The organism is Neobacillus drentensis (assembly GCF_036962125.1).
In the GTDB taxonomy this organism is placed as follows: Bacteria; Bacillota; Bacilli; order Bacillales; family Cytobacillaceae; genus Neobacillus; species Neobacillus drentensis_B.
In genome coordinates this window covers 27,640-43,575 of sequence record NZ_JBALOA010000013.1, presented here as the reverse complement: position 1 = coordinate 43,575, position 15,936 = coordinate 27,640, and the positions used below count along the sequence as shown (strand labels likewise).

15 protein-coding genes and 9 tRNA genes are annotated in these 15,936 nt (G+C 40.7%); 4 read left to right on the top strand and 20 right to left on the bottom strand.

Features of this window, described 5'->3' with window-relative positions; genetic code table 11:
* Window positions 1-26 precede the first annotated feature (26 nt).
* The 10 genes from V7121_RS11640 to V7121_RS11595 all read right to left on the bottom strand — a co-directional run bounded on the left by V7121_RS11640 (window position 27) and on the right by V7121_RS11595 (window position 1,567).
* Window positions 27-100 (bottom strand) — tRNA-Gly (locus tag V7121_RS11640).
* 14 nt (window positions 101-114) lie between these two features.
* Window positions 115-191 (bottom strand) — tRNA-Pro (locus tag V7121_RS11635).
* A gap of 6 nt (window positions 192-197) precedes the next feature.
* A tRNA-Arg gene (locus V7121_RS11630) sits at window positions 198-271 on the bottom strand.
* Between the two features lie 60 nt (window positions 272-331).
* Window positions 332-417, bottom strand: a tRNA-Leu gene (locus V7121_RS11625).
* 62 nt (window positions 418-479) lie between these two features.
* Window positions 480-564, bottom strand: a tRNA-Leu gene (locus V7121_RS11620).
* Window positions 565-588: 24 nt separating this feature from the next.
* Window positions 589-663 (bottom strand) — tRNA-Gln (locus tag V7121_RS11615).
* A 61-nt stretch (window positions 664-724) separates the two neighbouring features.
* Window positions 725-796 (bottom strand) — tRNA-Glu (locus V7121_RS11610).
* An 11-nt stretch (window positions 797-807) separates the two neighbouring features.
* Window positions 808-898, bottom strand: a tRNA-Ser gene (locus V7121_RS11605).
* A gap of 3 nt (window positions 899-901) precedes the next feature.
* A tRNA-Asn gene (locus V7121_RS11600) sits at window positions 902-976 on the bottom strand.
* Between the two features lie 117 nt (window positions 977-1,093).
* Complete coding sequence (locus V7121_RS11595; protein WP_335501156.1) at window positions 1,094-1,567, bottom strand: SprT family protein; 474 nt, start codon at window positions 1,565-1,567, stop codon at window positions 1,094-1,096.
* 95 nt (window positions 1,568-1,662) lie between these two features.
* Between V7121_RS11595 and cmpA the strand changes: the two genes are divergently transcribed.
* Window positions 1,663-1,782 carry a cortex morphogenetic protein CmpA gene (gene cmpA, locus V7121_RS11590; protein WP_335501153.1) on the top strand — a complete coding sequence of 40 codons (120 nt, stop codon included), beginning with the start codon at window positions 1,663-1,665 and terminating at the stop codon, window positions 1,780-1,782.
* A 454-nt stretch (window positions 1,783-2,236) separates the two neighbouring features.
* Here the strand turns inward: cmpA and V7121_RS11585 are convergent, their stop codons facing one another.
* The 6 genes from V7121_RS11585 to acpS form a co-directional block, all read right to left on the bottom strand.
* On the bottom strand, window positions 2,237-4,432 hold the full coding sequence (locus V7121_RS11585) for a Tex family protein (protein WP_335501151.1): 2,196 nt from the start codon (window positions 4,430-4,432) through the stop codon (window positions 2,237-2,239).
* A 178-nt stretch (window positions 4,433-4,610) separates the two neighbouring features.
* On the bottom strand, window positions 4,611-4,961 hold the full coding sequence (gene ndoA, locus V7121_RS11580) for a type II toxin-antitoxin system endoribonuclease NdoA (RefSeq protein ID WP_041967053.1): 351 nt from the start codon (window positions 4,959-4,961) through the stop codon (window positions 4,611-4,613).
* A gap of 4 nt (window positions 4,962-4,965) precedes the next feature.
* Window positions 4,966-5,247, bottom strand: coding sequence for a CopG family ribbon-helix-helix protein (locus V7121_RS11575; RefSeq protein ID WP_335501149.1), 282 nt, complete (start codon window positions 5,245-5,247; stop codon window positions 4,966-4,968).
* Between the two features lie 270 nt (window positions 5,248-5,517).
* Window positions 5,518-6,681, bottom strand: a complete 1,164-nt coding sequence (alr, locus tag V7121_RS11570) for an alanine racemase (RefSeq protein ID WP_335501147.1) — start codon at window positions 6,679-6,681, stop codon at window positions 5,518-5,520.
* A gap of 125 nt (window positions 6,682-6,806) precedes the next feature.
* A complete protein-coding gene (locus V7121_RS11565; protein ID WP_335501145.1) occupies window positions 6,807-7,820 on the bottom strand; it encodes a LolA family protein in 1,014 nt (337 codons plus the stop codon).
* Window positions 7,821-8,006: 186 nt separating this feature from the next.
* Window positions 8,007-8,357: a holo-ACP synthase gene (gene acpS, locus V7121_RS11560; protein WP_335501143.1), complete on the bottom strand. Its 351-nt coding sequence runs from the start codon at window positions 8,355-8,357 to the stop codon at window positions 8,007-8,009.
* Between the two features lie 100 nt (window positions 8,358-8,457).
* Here acpS and V7121_RS11555 point away from each other — a divergent pair, with 100 nt between their 5' ends.
* Window positions 8,458-9,186, top strand: coding sequence for a rhomboid family intramembrane serine protease (locus V7121_RS11555; protein WP_335501141.1), 729 nt, complete (start codon window positions 8,458-8,460; stop codon window positions 9,184-9,186).
* 7 nt (window positions 9,187-9,193) lie between these two features.
* Here V7121_RS11555 and uvsE read toward each other — a convergent pair whose 3' ends face one another.
* Together uvsE and V7121_RS11545 are read right to left on the bottom strand one after the other, a co-directional pair.
* The gene (gene uvsE, locus V7121_RS11550; protein ID WP_335501138.1) at window positions 9,194-10,159 is read right to left on the bottom strand and encodes a UV DNA damage repair endonuclease UvsE; all 966 of its coding nucleotides are present in this window, start codon (window positions 10,157-10,159) and stop codon (window positions 9,194-9,196) included.
* 90 nt (window positions 10,160-10,249) lie between these two features.
* On the bottom strand, window positions 10,250-11,752 hold the full coding sequence (locus V7121_RS11545; RefSeq protein WP_335501136.1) for a DEAD/DEAH box helicase: 1,503 nt from the start codon (window positions 11,750-11,752) through the stop codon (window positions 10,250-10,252).
* Window positions 11,753-11,872: 120 nt separating this feature from the next.
* On the opposite strand from V7121_RS11545, the gene V7121_RS11540 reads away from it, so the two are divergent.
* Window positions 11,873-12,079 (top strand): hypothetical protein, encoded by a 207-nt coding sequence (locus tag V7121_RS11540; protein ID WP_335501134.1) that lies wholly within the window; start codon window positions 11,873-11,875, stop codon window positions 12,077-12,079.
* Between the two features lie 266 nt (window positions 12,080-12,345).
* On the opposite strand, the gene V7121_RS11535 is transcribed toward V7121_RS11540, so the two are convergent.
* Together V7121_RS11535 and V7121_RS11530 are read right to left on the bottom strand one after the other, a co-directional pair.
* Window positions 12,346-13,734: a UDP-N-acetylmuramoyl-tripeptide--D-alanyl-D-alanine ligase gene (locus tag V7121_RS11535; RefSeq protein WP_335501132.1), complete on the bottom strand. Its 1,389-nt coding sequence runs from the start codon at window positions 13,732-13,734 to the stop codon at window positions 12,346-12,348.
* Window positions 13,735-13,808: 74 nt separating this feature from the next.
* On the bottom strand, window positions 13,809-14,882 hold the full coding sequence (locus V7121_RS11530) for a D-alanine--D-alanine ligase (protein WP_335501130.1): 1,074 nt from the start codon (window positions 14,880-14,882) through the stop codon (window positions 13,809-13,811).
* A 222-nt stretch (window positions 14,883-15,104) separates the two neighbouring features.
* Here V7121_RS11530 and V7121_RS11525 point away from each other — a divergent pair, with 222 nt between their 5' ends.
* Window positions 15,105-15,767, top strand: a complete 663-nt coding sequence (locus V7121_RS11525; protein WP_335501128.1) for a sulfite exporter TauE/SafE family protein — start codon at window positions 15,105-15,107, stop codon at window positions 15,765-15,767.
* Window positions 15,768-15,936 lie beyond the last annotated feature (169 nt).

The window sequence follows — 15,936 nt, the reverse complement described above, 5'->3', positions numbered from 1 at the left end:
AGTTTTCAAAGAACAATTATAAGAATTGGAGCGGGTGAAGAGAATCGAACTCTCATCATCAGCTTGGAAGGCTGAGGTTTTACCACTAAACTACACCCGCATATTTTATTAAAATGGTCGGGAAGACAGGATTCGAACCTGCGACCCCTTGGTCCCAAACCAAGTGCTCTACCAAGCTGAGCTACTTCCCGTAAAAATGCGCCCTGAGAGATTCGAACTCCCGACCTTTTGATTCGTAGTCAAACACTCTATCCAGCTGAGCTAAGGGCGCAAATATTGAAGTCAACTTTTAAAGTATATCAGACTCAGTAACGCTTGTCAACAATTTATTTGGTGCGGCCGAGAGGACTTGAACCTCCACGGGGTTGCCCCCACTAGGCCCTCAACCTAGCGCGTCTGCCATTCCGCCACGACCGCATGATAATTAGCGACAAAAACAATCATAACACACAATCCATTTGAGTTCAATCAAAAAGAATTGGTGCGGGTGAAGGGAGTCGAACCCCCACGCCTTGCGGCGCCAGATCCTAAGTCTGGTGCGTCTGCCAATTCCGCCACACCCGCATAGATATTTACTATTTAAAAAAATGGCTGGGCTAGCTGGATTTGAACCAACGCATGTCGCAGTCAAAGTGCGATGCCTTACCGCTTGGCTATAGCCCAATAATTTAAATGATAATGATTAAGAAACAGGAAATGAATCAAGGTCACTTCCCGTCCCAGATGACCCCTACGGGACTCGAACCCGTGTTACCTCCGTGAAAGGGAGGTGTCTTAACCGCTTGACCAAGGGGCCAAAAATTTATATGGCGGAGAAGGAGGGATTTGAACCCTCGCGCCGGTCACCCGACCTACACCCTTAGCAGGGGCGCCTCTTCAGCCTCTTGAGTACTTCCCCGTATGGCTCCGCAGGTAGGACTCGAACCTACGACCGATCGGTTAACAGCCGATAGCTCTACCACTGAGCTACTGCGGAATAATAAAGATATTTAAGAATCAACAGGGCAATTACCTTGTCGACTCTTTACATTATAATGACGATAGAATAGAAAGTCAATATAGTTTTGAATAAAGATTTTTCCAAATTCCAATATCATTCGAGAATAATTTCTCTTATTTTTGTCAACTTTCCTTTACACTTCCCGCACACATATCTACTTGTATCAATGCTTCTTTTTCTATTATAAGTAAGCTGGCAATTAGTACACTGGTAGAGAAGGATTCTCTTGGTTGAATGTTTTTCCTTTTTATCTGGTAGTTGAGCGCAAAATCGTGGTGCTCCTACTATTTTTAATAATTGCTTAAAATCTTGGTCCTTATGTTGGTACCCTTTTCCCGCAAGGTGAAGGTGATAATGGCATAACTCATGTTTAATAATCCCTATTAATTCTCTTTCACCGAGCTGATCATAATACTTTCTATTGATCTCTATATTGTGTGTACCAAGGAGATACCTTCCGCCCGTTGATCTTAGTCTTGGATTGAAATAGGCCTGATGCATAAACGGCTTCCCAAATGAATCAACAGATATCTTTTCAACCAATAATTGAAGTTGTTGCTGTTCCATTGTGGGTTCCTCTCTTTCTATGCGAACATGACAACCTATTATAGCATATATTGTATATACCCATAATAATGATGAACTTTTCGGGAGGTTTTATTATGCCAACTTGGTTGCAAAACCAAATGAAAAGAGCTTTTTATGAGAAGGACCGCTATCAGATCAAGCTGTTAAACCAATGCTGGTTTTTCTACAGAAAAAAACACTTCTCCTCAGATTAATGTTTTCGTTAAAGGGGAAAATTTTAAAGTGCAAACCCATATCGAGGTTTGCACTTTTTATTTCATTAAATTAAACACCTAAGAGTTTTATTAATAGAGTGTTTGCTCGTCAAAAATATCTCTTATCTACCCTTGACCCTTTATTTCTTCCACTTTGGTCGTCAATAGCGCCCATNNATTGTCTACCCTCCACCCCTTTTTTCTTCCGCTTCGGTCGCCAATAGCGCCCATTGTCTACCCTCTACCCCTTTTTTCTTCCGCTTCGGTCGCCAATAGCGCCCATTGTCTTACCCACTACTCCTTTTTTCCTCCGCTTCGGTCGTCAATAGCCCCTCTTGACGAAATACCATGTGATTTTCTACAACCAATTCACTAGACTTATTCTCTTCTAGATAAAAATAAAAGTCCAAATCGCAACGCGAAATGGACTCCTACCATTGTATTATTTACAGAATTAGTTTGAAGGCGCCAGCATCGTTAGCGCTACCCGCCCTTTTTTCATGTCAACTGAATCCACCCATACGGTGACTACATCCCCTACAGATACAATGTCTAAGGGATGTTTTACAAAGCGATTGCTGAGTTTAGAGATGTGAACAAGTCCGTCCTGCTTGACGCCGATATCAACAAATGCGCCAAAGTCAACAACATTTCGAACAGTACCTTGCAGCTCCATGCCTGCACTCAAATCTTCAAGCTTCAAGACATCCTTCTTTAACAGTGGACGTGGTAAATCATCACGCGGATCACGTTCCGGTCTTACCAACGCATCAATAATATCCTTTAAGGTTAACTCACCGATAGCAAGATCTTCGGAGACAGATTTTAAATCGAGACCATTTAGGGCTGCTTTAAGCTCGTCCGACCCAAGGTCATCAGTTGTAAAACCAAGACTCGCTAATAATTTCTTCACCTCATCATAATTTTCCGGATGAATCCCTGTCCGGTCGAGCGGCTGCTTTCCATCCAATACCCGCAAGAAGCCTATCGCCTGCTCATAGGTTTTCGCCCCTAAGCGAGGAACCTTCTTAAGTTGAACCCTGCTCGTAAATTTCCCTTCCTCTTCACGCTTTTTGACAATATTATTCGCGGCTGTCTTGTTTAGTCCAGCAACATACTGTAATAGCGAAGGCGAGGCCGTATTGACATTCACACCGACACGGTTAACCGCGGTTTCGACGACAAAGTGTAACGATTCTGACAGTCGCTTCTGAGAAACATCATGCTGGTATTGACCAACCCCTACCGATTTCGGGTCAATTTTCACCAATTCAGCTAATGGGTCCTGCAAACGACGGGCGATCGATGCTGCACTTCTTTCTTCAACCTGCAGATTTGGAAACTCTTCTCTAGCCAGTTCAGATGCTGAATAGACACTGGCACCCGCTTCATTGACAATCAAATAGTAAATTTCCTCATCCATTTCTTTTAAGATATCAGCCACAAACTGTTCTGTTTCCCTTGATGCTGTCCCATTTCCGATTGCAGCCATCTCAACTTTATAATCGCGGAGAATATTAATAAACTTTTCGCGCGCTTCTTTGGCCTTATTAACCGGCGGATGAGGGTAGATTACATCAATTTTCAGCACCTTACCTGTTTCATCAACGACTGCCAATTTACAGCCTGTCCGGTATGCCGGGTCGACCCCGATAACAACCTTTCCTTTTAACGGCGGCTGCAAAAGTAAGTTACGAAGATTTTCAGAGAATATATGTATGGCTTGCTCTTCCCCTTTTTCCGTTAACTCGTTGCGGATTTCCCGCTCTATTGAAGGTTGAATTAATCGTTTGTAGCTATCCTCCAATGCTTCAACCACTATCAGGGCTGAAGGTGCGTGCTGAACCCGAATCCACTTTCTCGACAAATAAGTGAGGATTAAGTCTGCATTCATTTTGAGCGAAACCCGTAAGATGTCTTCTTTTTCACCACGGTTTAACGCAAGGATTCGGTGGGGAACAATTTTATTTACAGGCTCTTCATATTCATAGTACATTTCATAGACATTTTTCTCGTCTTTTTCGGCATCTTTGACCACCGAGACAACCGCACCGGATTTAAACGTTTCCTTCCGAATCCATTTACGGGATTCTGCATCATCCGATACCCATTCAGCAATGATATCCTTCGCACCTGCTATTGCATCCTCAACCGTGAGCACATCTTTTTCTTCTGATAAAAATTGTTTTGCTTTTTCCTCCACACTTTCTTTCGTAAAAGTTAGTAACCACTCTGCTAAAGGCTCCAAACCTTTTTCCTTGGCAATCGTTGCTTTTGTCCGTCTTTTTTGCTTATAAGGCCTGTATAAATCTTCAACCTCTTGAAGCTTCTCAGCCTTAGTAATTGCGGCATTTAGTTCATCGGTTAATTTCCCTTGTTCAGTAATTATGCGGATAACCTCTTCTTTTCTTTGCTCGAGGTTTTGAATATACTGCCAGCGTTCTACTATATTTCGGATTTGAACTTCATCTAGCGCACCCGTCATTTCTTTACGATAGCGCGCAATAAAAGGAACTGTATTGCCTTCATCTATTAATGAAATAACGCTTTTCACTTGTTTTAAAGATATGGTTAATTCTGCAGCAATTTTCTTTAATAACTGATCATCTTTTATGGCTGTATCATTCACAACACTTGTCCTCCATTCCATTCCTATTCATTCTATTGTAGCAGAATAAACTTACCGTTTCATTAAACGGCCATTCCACCTTATTTATTTCAAAAAAAATAGGCAAGCACACGGGCTCGCCTAAGCAGAAGTTGATAGTTGAAATTGAGGTCAGGATATGTATGAAAAAACGCTCTTCCTAAAAAGAGCGTACTTTTAATTAAAATTCGATGAGACCCAGGCTAACCTGCAAGGCTTCATCCACTTTTTCCATCATTTCGTCATCGAGATGGGTGATTTTATCGGTTAACCGCTGCTTATCAATTGTACGAATTTGCTCTAACAGAATGACCGAGTCTCGTTCAAATCCGTAGCGCTTCGCATCAATTTCTACATGAGTAGGAAGCTTGGCTTTTTGAATTTGAGCTGTAATCGCTGCAATAATCACTGTGGGACTAAACCGATTCCCGATGTCGTTTTGGATGACAAGTACAGGTCGGACGCCGCCTTGTTCAGAACCAACAACTGGGGATAGGTCCGCGAAATATACGTCACCACGTTTGACTATCAAAGGATTATCCTCCGCTTACAAGACGTTCAACTGTGTGTTCTGCCTCATATTCTGCTAAAAATGATTCTGATGCAATCCTTAAATTTATCTTTGCCATTTCCATGTATCCACGTCTCATCGACTCGCGAATTTGTCTCTTTTTACGTTCGCGTAAATACATTTTTGTTGCCTGGTAGATAAACTCGCTGCGGTTTACATTTTCTTGCTTTACAAAGCCATCTAATTCAGTTAAAAGATGTTGCGGTAACTTCACCAAGATTTCCGTAGTTGCGCCAGTTTCAGACACAAACATACACCTCCACCATCACTACACACCAATTTTATCTAACCAGAATTCCTTCTGATGCATAAACTCCACTACACTTAATGAATGACCTTTGGCCTGTTTCATACAGTAGTTTCATTTATTTATCTGTACCATATTTAATAATAACACTAATCGAACTTATTGCATAGACTAATTATAATACTACTGTATTATAAGCCAATAAAACATCCTTTTATGCATAAATCACCGCAATATCATAAATATGATGAAAAAACTTCATTTAGGCCATTAATCTTCAAGAAGATAATTTTTTAAATCGACAATTTTCCCACCTTTTTTATATAGGCGCGGGACTCGATTGGCAATGATACACGGGACTTCATAATTAATCGTGTCTAGCTTCTTGGCAATTTCATTGATTGAAATAAACTGATTCTCTTGACCGCCAATTAAAGTAACTGTTGTCCCAATTGGAACAGGCTGCGGAAGCCGTATCATACACTGGTCCATACAAATTCTTCCGACAATCGGAGATCTCATCCCTTTTACCAGCACTTCTTGCCCTTGCAGCTTGCGAATCCAACCATCGGCATAACCGATTGGAATCGTTCCAATCCACTCTTCATCCCCAGTTTCATAGGTTGCACCATAGCTCACTTTTTCGCCTTTGGGCATCCTCTTGACATGAACAAGACGTGAGCGAAGAGAAAATGCCTCCTTTAGCCGGAACGGTATTTCGTTTTCCATCTCCAGCGAAGGGGTTAGACCATACATCGCAATCCCAATTCGAACCGCATTAAAGTAAGTTTTCGGATAACGCAGGGCCGCAGCACTGTTGCTAGAATGAATATACTTTGGTTTTTGTTTGAGCGCACCGACCAACGTTTCAAATTTTGCTAATTGCTGGTACATATAGGATTCGTCCAATTCATCAGCCGTCGCAAAGTGAGTATAAATCCCTTCAAGAAAAAATGAGTCATTTTCAGAAATAATTTGTTCAACTGCTGTTAATTCAGATAAAGAACGAACGCCAATTCTCCCCATTCCTGTATCTACTTTAATATGGACAGAAATTTTATCATTTGTTTTTATATGCTTTAATGCCTCTTCTAACCACTCTGGCTGAAAAACAGTAAGGGTGATATCAAATTTCACTGCTACTTGGATATCTTCCGGACGAGTTGCTCCCAAGACAAGAATCGGCGCAGTAATCCCTTTATTCCTTAAGGCAATCGCTTCATCCATAAACGCCACAGCCAGATAGGCTGCCCCGGCTTCCAAAGCAGTTTCAGCTACCTGTACATCCCCATGCCCATAAGCATTCGCTTTGACAACCGCAATCATCTTCACTTCTTGAGGCAAACGCTTTTTAATCGAGGTAAGATTGGCATGAATACAATCCAAATCTACTTCGGCCCATGTATCACGATAAAAAAAACCTTGCTCTTCCATGTTTCCACTTCCTAGTAAGCTTAATGAAATATCATTCCATCTTATCACAAAAATTATCATACTGCTGTTTCAAACCATTTACAAACAAAAAAGCAGACCCATAAAGAGCCTGCCAATGTAAATAACTATTTCACTGCTTCCCCCTGGACCGATGAAGCCACCTCAATTAGTTCTTCTTTGGTTAGGTTTTTAGAAGCAATCATATAGTCAACACCATTATGTGACCAAGAAATGGAATGATCTGAAACTGCGCCAATCGTTACTCCTAAATCAACAATATCCCCTTCAACATAGGTTGGATTGGTGGATGCCGTTTTTGCGGTTACTTTTTCTTGGACAAGGGTAAACGATTTTTTACCATCGTAAGTGAGAACCACCCTTTTTCCATCTTCAAGCGACACTTCTTTTTCCTCAATTAATTTTGTTCCTTTCAGTTCTGTGGTTGGGTACATCACCGTAAAGGCCTCATCCCCGCCATCAGCCATGGCTGGTAAATTAAGCTGAGCACGTGTCATGTTTTTCTTCATATCAAAATCATCTTTGTCAAAGCTGGCGTTAAATTTCACTTTGGAGAATTCAACCGTCACAAGAGCATTCCGATCTGGGTCCATTACTTTCACTACTGCAGGAGATAAATCACTTTTATTCAGTTTAATTTCTTGGAATGGCAGCATGGTATTATTTTGATAACGGGTTTTTGTTTCAAATACATAATACTGCTTGGTCGTAGAGAACTTTGCACTCTTATCAGCAACAATGTCCTTAATCAGCGACTCATACAAGTAGGCCTGACTGCTGTTTTGCGGCCAATCGCTTTGGAAGCGGAAGCTCTTATTTAGCGCCGGTGTTAATACAAATACCCCTTCATTATTCCTTAGAATCATTTGACTTTGGTCTTTTTGAGCATTTCTCAAATTGACCCGATAGAAAGTAGGATCTTTATGCCAGATTTCCACCTTATAAATTTGTGAATCCGAACCCATTTTTAACGTCATCTTTGCATTCACCTTGTAGCCACTTAAGTCATCTAATTTCCCTGTTAACTCTTTTACCACATCACCTTGTGATTTTGAGCCACAGGCAGCTAGTACAAAAATGACCATAAGCCCCGTGATTAGCAGCAACAACTTTTTCCTCATTCCTTCAACCCCTTCTTGTCTCATTTCATATGGTTAATAGAGAAGAGAAAGGCAGGGGTCAGGCAATGGAGTTTGCTTTCCAAAATGACCATGGCTGACCTTGTCTCTCCTGTTTTCCCTATGAATATATGAGACAACCTAAGGGATTATGCTAATCTTGTGACCAAGCTATCTAAAAATTAGTTCCTAGTTCTCCTCGATGATCACCTGCGCGATGGCGTAATCTCTACTATGCGAAATAGATAAATGGGCAAGAGTCTTCGGCTTTGCAATAAATGGTTTACCCGTGTGATCATTGTCGATTTCAATATCTAAAAAGGATAACTCAGCACCTATACCCGTGCCGTTTGCCTTCGAATAGGCTTCCTTCGCCGCAAATCGCCCTGCGAGAAATTCTACCTTTCTTGCTGCTGATAACTCCACAAATTTCTTCTGTTCATACGGTGTTAAAACACGATCAACAAACTTTTGTTGTCGAGTAAGGATGTCCCTGATTCTAGAAAGTTCAATAATATCAATTCCAATCCCTTTAATCATTCTTCATCTTCCTTCTATTTAAGATACAATAAGCATAAGTAATAGTGTACAAGAATGGAAAGTAGTAAATAATAGTTAGGTGACTCAGGAGGTGTATGTAATGTTTACAAGGACGGAAAGTTTCCGTGATTTTATCCGCCTATATCCAGTTGTTTCTATCATCGTTACCATTCATTTAGGATTATATCTGGTAACTAGTTTACCAATCTTCCCAAATTATTGGTTCTTTGACCATCTGACAGGTGTGAATCTATACATTAGGGAAGGAGAATATTGGCGGTTAATCACCCCCACCTTTATGCATAGCGGGTTCGCCCATATGCTTTTTAATAGCTTCTCACTTGTTCTTTTTGGTCCTGCCTTGGAACGTATGATTGGGAGCGGCAGATTTTTATTTATCTATCTTCTATCAGGGTTTATTGCCAATGTTGCGACGTTCCTTATCCAGCCGTTAACCTACACCCATATTGGCTCAAGTGGAGCAATTTTTGGACTGTTTGGCTATTATCTTGCGATTATTATCTTTCGAAAGCATATGCTTAGCAAACAAAATTCGCAAATCATCCTTACCCTATGTGTCGTCAGCCTGATTATGACCTTCCTGCAGCCCAATATCAATATAACCGCACACTTATTTGGATTGCTTGGTGGCTTTTTACTGGGTGCGATTCCTTACTTTAATAAAAAGGACCTTTCCGATTCATTTCGAAGCACTGCAAACTGGGCCAACAGCAAGAAAGGGAATATTTCTTATCAATCGCCTTGGAAAATTCTCATCTGGGCTGTGATTATTATTATTGCTGTGATCGGTTTACTAGCTCAAAAATAATGTGACCTTATTCGATTATAAAACTAGACTGGTCGATCCATGTAACACCTTCATTTCCTTGTAGATCCTTTGCGAGTTGAAAAAGCGCCGCATCTTTTTGCTTTGCTTCAATCATACAGTGGATTTCAGGAACAGTCCCTTTAATTTGATGTAAAAAATCGAGAAACATTTGTGGATCGATTGTGTCTGCGTGGGCTCGAAAATCTTTTTCAGAACGCGGACTAGAAATATGCATCTTTACTGGCAGTGGTGAGTGTGACCATGTCGCAACAATCCGTTCCCAATCTGTCACCCAGTCATTTTCTTCATGATTAGCGAGGTGATGATGATAATCAAACACCATCGGTACACCTAACTTTTCACAAAGGTAGAGGGTGTCCTTCACCGTAAACGTGGTATCATCATTTTCAAGCATAATCATTTTTTGAATCGATGGGGAAATATAGGCCCAATTATGAATAAATAACTCAAGGGCTTTCTCCTTATCGTTATACCCGCCACCGACATGTAATACACATCGATGCTCGGTATCTATCTCCATTCCTTTTAGCAATGCTTTATGCATGGCGAGTGTTTTTAAGGAATTTCTTAATATCTCCTTATCCGGCGTATTAAGCACAACGAAATGATCAGGGTGGAAATCAATTCGAGCGAGATGCTCCTTTATATAATTTGCCAGCTTGCGAAGTGTATCCATTAAAGGAGTGATGTAGTCCCAATCCAATAAATCCTGATGATTGGCTAGCGGGATGAGTCGCGAGCTTAACCTAAAGAAGTGAATCTGGTTTCCAGCATTATGCTTTAATAGTCGCAGACTATTTTCTAAATTTGAAATAGCAATTCGCTCTAATTTTCGAATGGCTGCTTCCCGGTCCTTTATTTTTTCAAATTGTGCAAAGGTCATTGTTTGTGAGGGAGAGGCATTCTGAAGCTCTACACTCATCGCGACATAGCCAAGCCGTACAATCGTCATTATCATCACCCCAGTAGAATGGTTTTATGTTTACTATTCCCTTTTAACCAAAGAAAAAAGCATGAACGATTTCGTTCATGCTTTTGCATTTTAGTGGTTAAATGTTCTTGGCTTTGATGATGGCTTGCCGCCACCGCCAGTTCTTTTTTCACCACTGCGCGGCTTTGATGATGGGGCTTTTTTTCTGTTACGGTCCCCACCATATGAACCTGAACCTCTAGAATCATCTCTTCTTCTACGGTCACGGTCATTATACGGCTTTCTTTCTCTTCTTTGTGGAAGTTGCTCTTCTGTTAACTTAATTGGTGTTGTATCAGGTTCTTTCGTTAACATTTTTAATACAGCTGCAATGACGGTTGATGCGTCATTTTCTTCCAGCAATTCTTGTGCTGCCGCTTTATAGTAATGTAAATTGTTCGATTCAATCGTTGCAACGATTTTCTCCACAACTGCTTTTTGTTGACCTTCTAAAGCTTCATCAAGTGTAGGAGTTTTCATTTTTTCCATCTTGCTTCTAGTCGTTTTTTCAACTACAGCAAGGTATGATTTTTCACGAGGTGTAATAAATGTTAGAGCTACACCCTTTTTACCAGCACGACCTGTACGTCCAATACGGTGTACATAGCTTTCTGGATCTTGTGGAATATCAAAATTATATACATGCGTTACTCCGGAAATATCAAGACCCCTAGCTGCTACGTCTGTTGCAACGAGGACATCAATCGTTCCTTCTTTAAATTTGCGAAGGACAGAAATCCGCTTTGCCTGACTTAAATCGCCATGAATTCCTTCTGCTGTATAACCTCTTAATGTTAAAGCTTCAGACAATTCATCGACACGACGCTTCGTACGGCCAAAAACAATTGCTAATTCTGGTGATTGGATATCCAAAAGTCTTGTTAAGACATCAAATTTATTTCTTTCTTGAACCTCAAGGTAATATTGATCAATCAAAGGAACGGTCATTTCTTTCGTTTTCACGCGGACGATTTGTGGGTCCTTCATGAACTTTTCAGCCATTCTTTGAATCGGTCCAGGCATCGTTGCTGAGAAAAGCAATGTTTGTCGTTCTGCTGGTGTCGAAGCTAGAATTGACTCAATATCTTCAATGAAGCCCATGTTTAACATTTCATCAGCTTCATCAAGTATAACGGTGTTAACCGTATCAAGACGCATTGTTTTTCTGTTGATATGATCCAATACACGTCCTGGAGTACCAACAATGATATGTGGAGCTTTCTTTAATGAACGAATCTGACGGCTAATATCCTGTCCACCATAGATTGGCAGAACACGAACTCTTTTCCCTGAACCAATTTTATAAAGTTCTTCTGATACTTGAATCGCTAATTCACGAGTTGGTGCAATGATAATCCCTTGAATTGCATCCGCACTTGTATCAATTTTTTCCACCAATGGAATACCGAATGCAGCTGTTTTACCTGTTCCTGTTTGAGCTTGCCCGATCAAATCAATCCCTTTTAGCCCCAATGGAATAGTTTCTGCCTGGATTGGTGTTGCTTCCTCAAAACCCATTTTGAGGACAGCTTGTAACGTGGCATTACCAATGCCTAAATCTTCAAACTTTGTCAATGTTTTCATTCTCCTTCATCTATGTGAAAATATTTTTTAAATGCTGAATATTTTCGCCTGATACTCAGAAAAGCGGAAGCGCCTGCTCTATAGAGGCGAAAAGCGCTGGAGGGCCTTAAGGTGAAGTCCATTTTGGATTCATTAAGAATAGAATCCTCAATGAAATATTTTATCAAGGATGAAATATACTTTTATTTCATCAAGGATGAAATTGGTCTATATTTCATCCACAAGGATGGCAGTGGATTTTTATTCTTCATCTTAGGCAGGACCGAAACGTCTCGGGTCCCCTTGGCGCTTGAGCTGACACGCATCAAAATGCCGTAAAATAGGTAACATCTTTATTTTACCAAAAAAAAACATGCTCCCTCAAGGAGTATGCCCTTTAATCATCGTTCTTTAGACACGTTGATGAACATCATACCACTATTGCTAGTATTTTGCAATCAAGACAAGTTTGTTACAGTTTCAAACTAATCTTATTTCCTCATCAACCAATCTAAATCAAAACGAAAGGGCACCGTCTCCACGCAAGGGGGGTTCTATGTTATTTTTCTTTTCTCATCAAGAAATCATTCATGTTCTCAGTAGATTTAATTTCCATCATTTACTTGCAGGGCAGTAACGATTTCTTCTAATTTCATTCCTCTTGAAGCTTTCACAAGAATCAACGTCTTATGATCAACATGTTGTACTAATTCTCGAATAAGTGGTTCCTTTTCTGTAAAAGCGAAAACTCTTTCTTTCCCTAAAACTGTTCTGGCCTTATTTGCGATGTGCACTCCTAGTTTCCCATAGGTGAACAGCAAATCAACTTTTTCCCCATCTATAGCTCCGCCAATTTGCTGATGGTATTGCTCCTCCTGTGGACCAAGCTCTAACATATCACCTAAGACAAGGATTTTCCTCTCATATCCTTGAAGATTGGATACCAATTCAATCGCTGCCATCATGGAAGTCGGGCTGGCATTATAGGCGTCGTTGATTATTTTTTCGCCCTGCTTCCCTTCTACTAACTCCATGCGCATATTGGTTAGCTTGATACTCGCTAAGCCCTCATTCATTTTTTCATACGAAATCGAAAAATAGTTGGCGATTAGCATCGAAGCTAATGCATTTAATATATTATGTGTTCCTAGCACCGGCAGTTCAAATGTAGTCTCTGAGGCATTAATCCTAAAACGATTCCCATTGTCTAACTGCATGATTTCAGTAGGGTATAAATCATTTGTTTCACTTCGACCAAACGTTTCGACCTGGACACTTCCTTTATGCTCTTTAATTCTTTCCATCAGAAGCGGTTCGTCGCCATGCAAAACAGCTAGTCCACCCTCTTTTAGGCCTTGGAGAATTTCAAGCTTGGCCTCTGCAATCCCTTCTCTTGAGCCAAGATCGAGAAGATGGGACTCACCTATATTGGTAATAACCACTGCATCGGGGCATGCGAGGTTGGTAAGGAATTCAATTTCCCCCCTGCCGCTCATTCCCATTTCAAGGACGGCAATTTCCGTGTCCTCATCTAATCCTAAAACGGTTAATGGCAGACCGATATGGTTATTATAGTTACCTTCCGTCTTTTGAACCTTATATTTGGTCGAAAGAATCCCAGCTGTCATATCCTTGGTCGTCGTTTTCCCATTGCTGCCAGTGATTCCTACTACCTTTACAGCTAATTGTTTCCGGTAATTTCTTGCTAGTTCCTGTAAGGCAACAAGACAATTTTCTACAATTAAAATTGGTAAATGTAACGGCGGATTTGGGACATCCTTTTGCCAAAGGGCAGCCGCTGCTCCATTACGGATGGATTCTTCGACATATTTATGCCCATCTGAGTGTTCTCCTTTAAAAGGAATAAATAAGTTTCCTTTTTCAATTTTCCGAGAATCAATGGAAACACCGGTAATATTCGTATCAGCAAACGGACTATTGCCATTTTGAGCAGAGACCATATCTGCAATCTGTGCTAACGATCGTTTTATCATTTCTTCCTCCTTCTATTTCCCCGTTTTTTAAAAATAGAAACGGACACGGCAGGTTCATCAGCCGTGTCTCATCTTTAAAAGGTAAACTTTATCTGTTGTTTCTCGGCGTGTCTTTCTTTGGCAAGACTGACAAGTCGCTCTATTAATTGCGGGTACTCTACCCCTGTGTGTTTCCATAAAAGTGGGAACATACTAAACGGCGTAAAGCCAGGCATCGTATTCACTTCATTAATCAACGCTTTACCTTCTTTGGTCAAGAAGAAATCGGCACGGACTAAACCAGAACAATCCAAGGATTTGAAGGCTTTTATAGCCATTTCCTTAATTTGCTGGGATTCTTCTTCCGTTATGTCAGCAGGGATAATAAGTGCTGTATCGCCACTTTCATATTTCGCTTTATAATCATAGAAATCCTTCTTTGGAACAATTTCACCGGCAACCGAACATTCCGGTTCATCATTGCCAAGGACGGCTACCTCGACTTCACGCGCAACAACACCTTCTTCGATAATGACTTTGCGGTCAAATTGGAAAGCCTCAACAAAGGCAGATTCTAGTTCGGCACGGTTGGTACATTTACTGATGCCAACACTGGAGCCGAGGTTGGCTGGTTTGACAAAGCAAGGGTAGCCAAGTGCAGTTTCGACCTTGTTATAGGCTTCTGCTTTAGCTTGCTCCCATTCACTTTTAATAAAAGCAACAAAATTAACTTGAGACAGCCCTGCTTGTGCAAACACATTTTTCATCATCACTTTATCCATACCTGCTGCAGAAGCAAGGACTCCATTGCCTACGTACGGCAAGTTTAATAATTCCAATAAGCCTTGGACGGTCCCATCTTCCCCATTCGGCCCATGAAGCAACGGAAAAATAACATCTAGTGTTTCCTGCTTCTCAGCTTGGAAAAGCGCAGGTGCTAACGAAAGGGGTGAGAGTTGGTTCCCCTCTGAAAATTCAAGTGCCTTCACATTTTCGACCGGCTCACTTAACTGTGGTCCTTTAATCCATTTTCCTTCAGTATTTATGTAAATTGGATGAATTTCAAATTTTTCAAGGTCTAATGCCCGAATGACAGCCAATGCTGTTTGCAGTGATACTTGATGTTCAGCAGATTTTCCTCCATATAATAAACCTAATTTTGTTTTCATACGAAACCTCCATTTTCTCATTCACGGTTATATTTTAAACTTATTTAAAAAGAAAGGAAATGTAGACACACAAGTTTTCTAAGTTTTTTCTCCTATTGAATAGTTTATGATGACTATAGCTTGCTTAAAAACTAGTCCTGATTAATTTGTCAATTTTCACTGCTTATTAACCTAATCTATCCTGTATAATCATTATGTAAAGTTTTTTGGGGAGGCCACTTCATGACAGGATCACTATTATCCATATTATTATTGGGCTTTTTGCTTGGAATCAAGCACGCGATTGAGCCGGACCATGTTATTGCTGTATCTACAATCGCAAGCGAATCAAAGAACTTAAAACGGTCGATCTTTGCTGGCGTCTACTGGGGTATTGGACATACTGCCACACTTTTCATTGTCGGCATGTTTTTGATTATCGCCAAGAACACAATCACAGACACGGTCGCACTTAGCCTCGAATTCATCGTCGGAATCATGCTCGTTAGTCTTGGACTAAATAGTATTATAAGTTTTATGAAACATCGCCATCCTCACACACATACCATTTCAGCACATAGACAGAATGGACGAACCCATCTTAAATCCTTTTTCATCGGTCTTATTCATGGGCTTGCTGGCAGTGCAGCAATGGTTCTATTAACTATGAGTACCGTTTCGACGGCCTGGCAAGGTGCTTTATACATACTTATTTTCGGGTGTGGGACAGTTGTCGGTATGCTAAGCTTTTCAACCGTGATTGGAATCCCATTTGTGTTAACATCAGGGAAACAGATAAATAGGTATTTAAATAACCTGGCAGGCATTATTAGCATATTATTTGGTATTTATTATATGTATAACCTAGGCGTGAACGAAGGATTATTCAGTATGTGGTTTTCATAAGAAAAGCGGAAGCGCCCTGTTCAGTGGCGTATGGCCTGGAGCTCTCCAACTGAGATAAATGTAAACTTACCGACTGGCAAGCCGTTAGGCGCAGACAGAGGTATAGTTGAATTTATGCGTTCAGAATTTATCGAATAAATTCTGATTAGCTAAAGGAAACACGGAGAGC

Excerpts from the sequence above, each read along its gene's own strand:
- V7121_RS11535 (WP_335501132.1), bottom strand. The coding sequence starts at position 13,734 with ATGATAAAACGATCGTTAGCACAGATTGCAGATATGGTCTCTGCTCAA.
- acpS (WP_335501143.1), bottom strand. The coding sequence starts at position 8,357 with ATGATTAAAGGGATTGGAATTGATATTATTGAACTTTCTAGAATCAGG.
- V7121_RS11585 (WP_335501151.1), bottom strand. The coding sequence starts at position 4,432 with ATGGAATGGAGGACAAGTGTTGTGAATGATACAGCCATAAAAGATGAT.
- cmpA (WP_335501153.1), top strand. The coding sequence starts at position 1,663 with ATGCCAACTTGGTTGCAAAACCAAATGAAAAGAGCTTTTTATGAGAAG.
- uvsE (WP_335501138.1), bottom strand. The coding sequence starts at position 10,159 with ATGACGATTGTACGGCTTGGCTATGTCGCGATGAGTGTAGAGCTTCAG.
- V7121_RS11525 (WP_335501128.1), top strand. The coding sequence starts at position 15,105 with ATGACAGGATCACTATTATCCATATTATTATTGGGCTTTTTGCTTGGA.
- V7121_RS11595 (WP_335501156.1), bottom strand. The coding sequence starts at position 1,567 with ATGGAACAGCAACAACTTCAATTATTGGTTGAAAAGATATCTGTTGAT.
- V7121_RS11565 (WP_335501145.1), bottom strand. The coding sequence starts at position 7,820 with ATGAGGAAAAAGTTGTTGCTGCTAATCACGGGGCTTATGGTCATTTTT.
- alr (WP_335501147.1), bottom strand. The coding sequence starts at position 6,681 with ATGGAAGAGCAAGGTTTTTTTTATCGTGATACATGGGCCGAAGTAGAT.
- V7121_RS11555 (WP_335501141.1), top strand. The coding sequence starts at position 8,458 with ATGTTTACAAGGACGGAAAGTTTCCGTGATTTTATCCGCCTATATCCA.
- V7121_RS11530 (WP_335501130.1), bottom strand. The coding sequence starts at position 14,882 with ATGAAAACAAAATTAGGTTTATTATATGGAGGAAAATCTGCTGAACAT.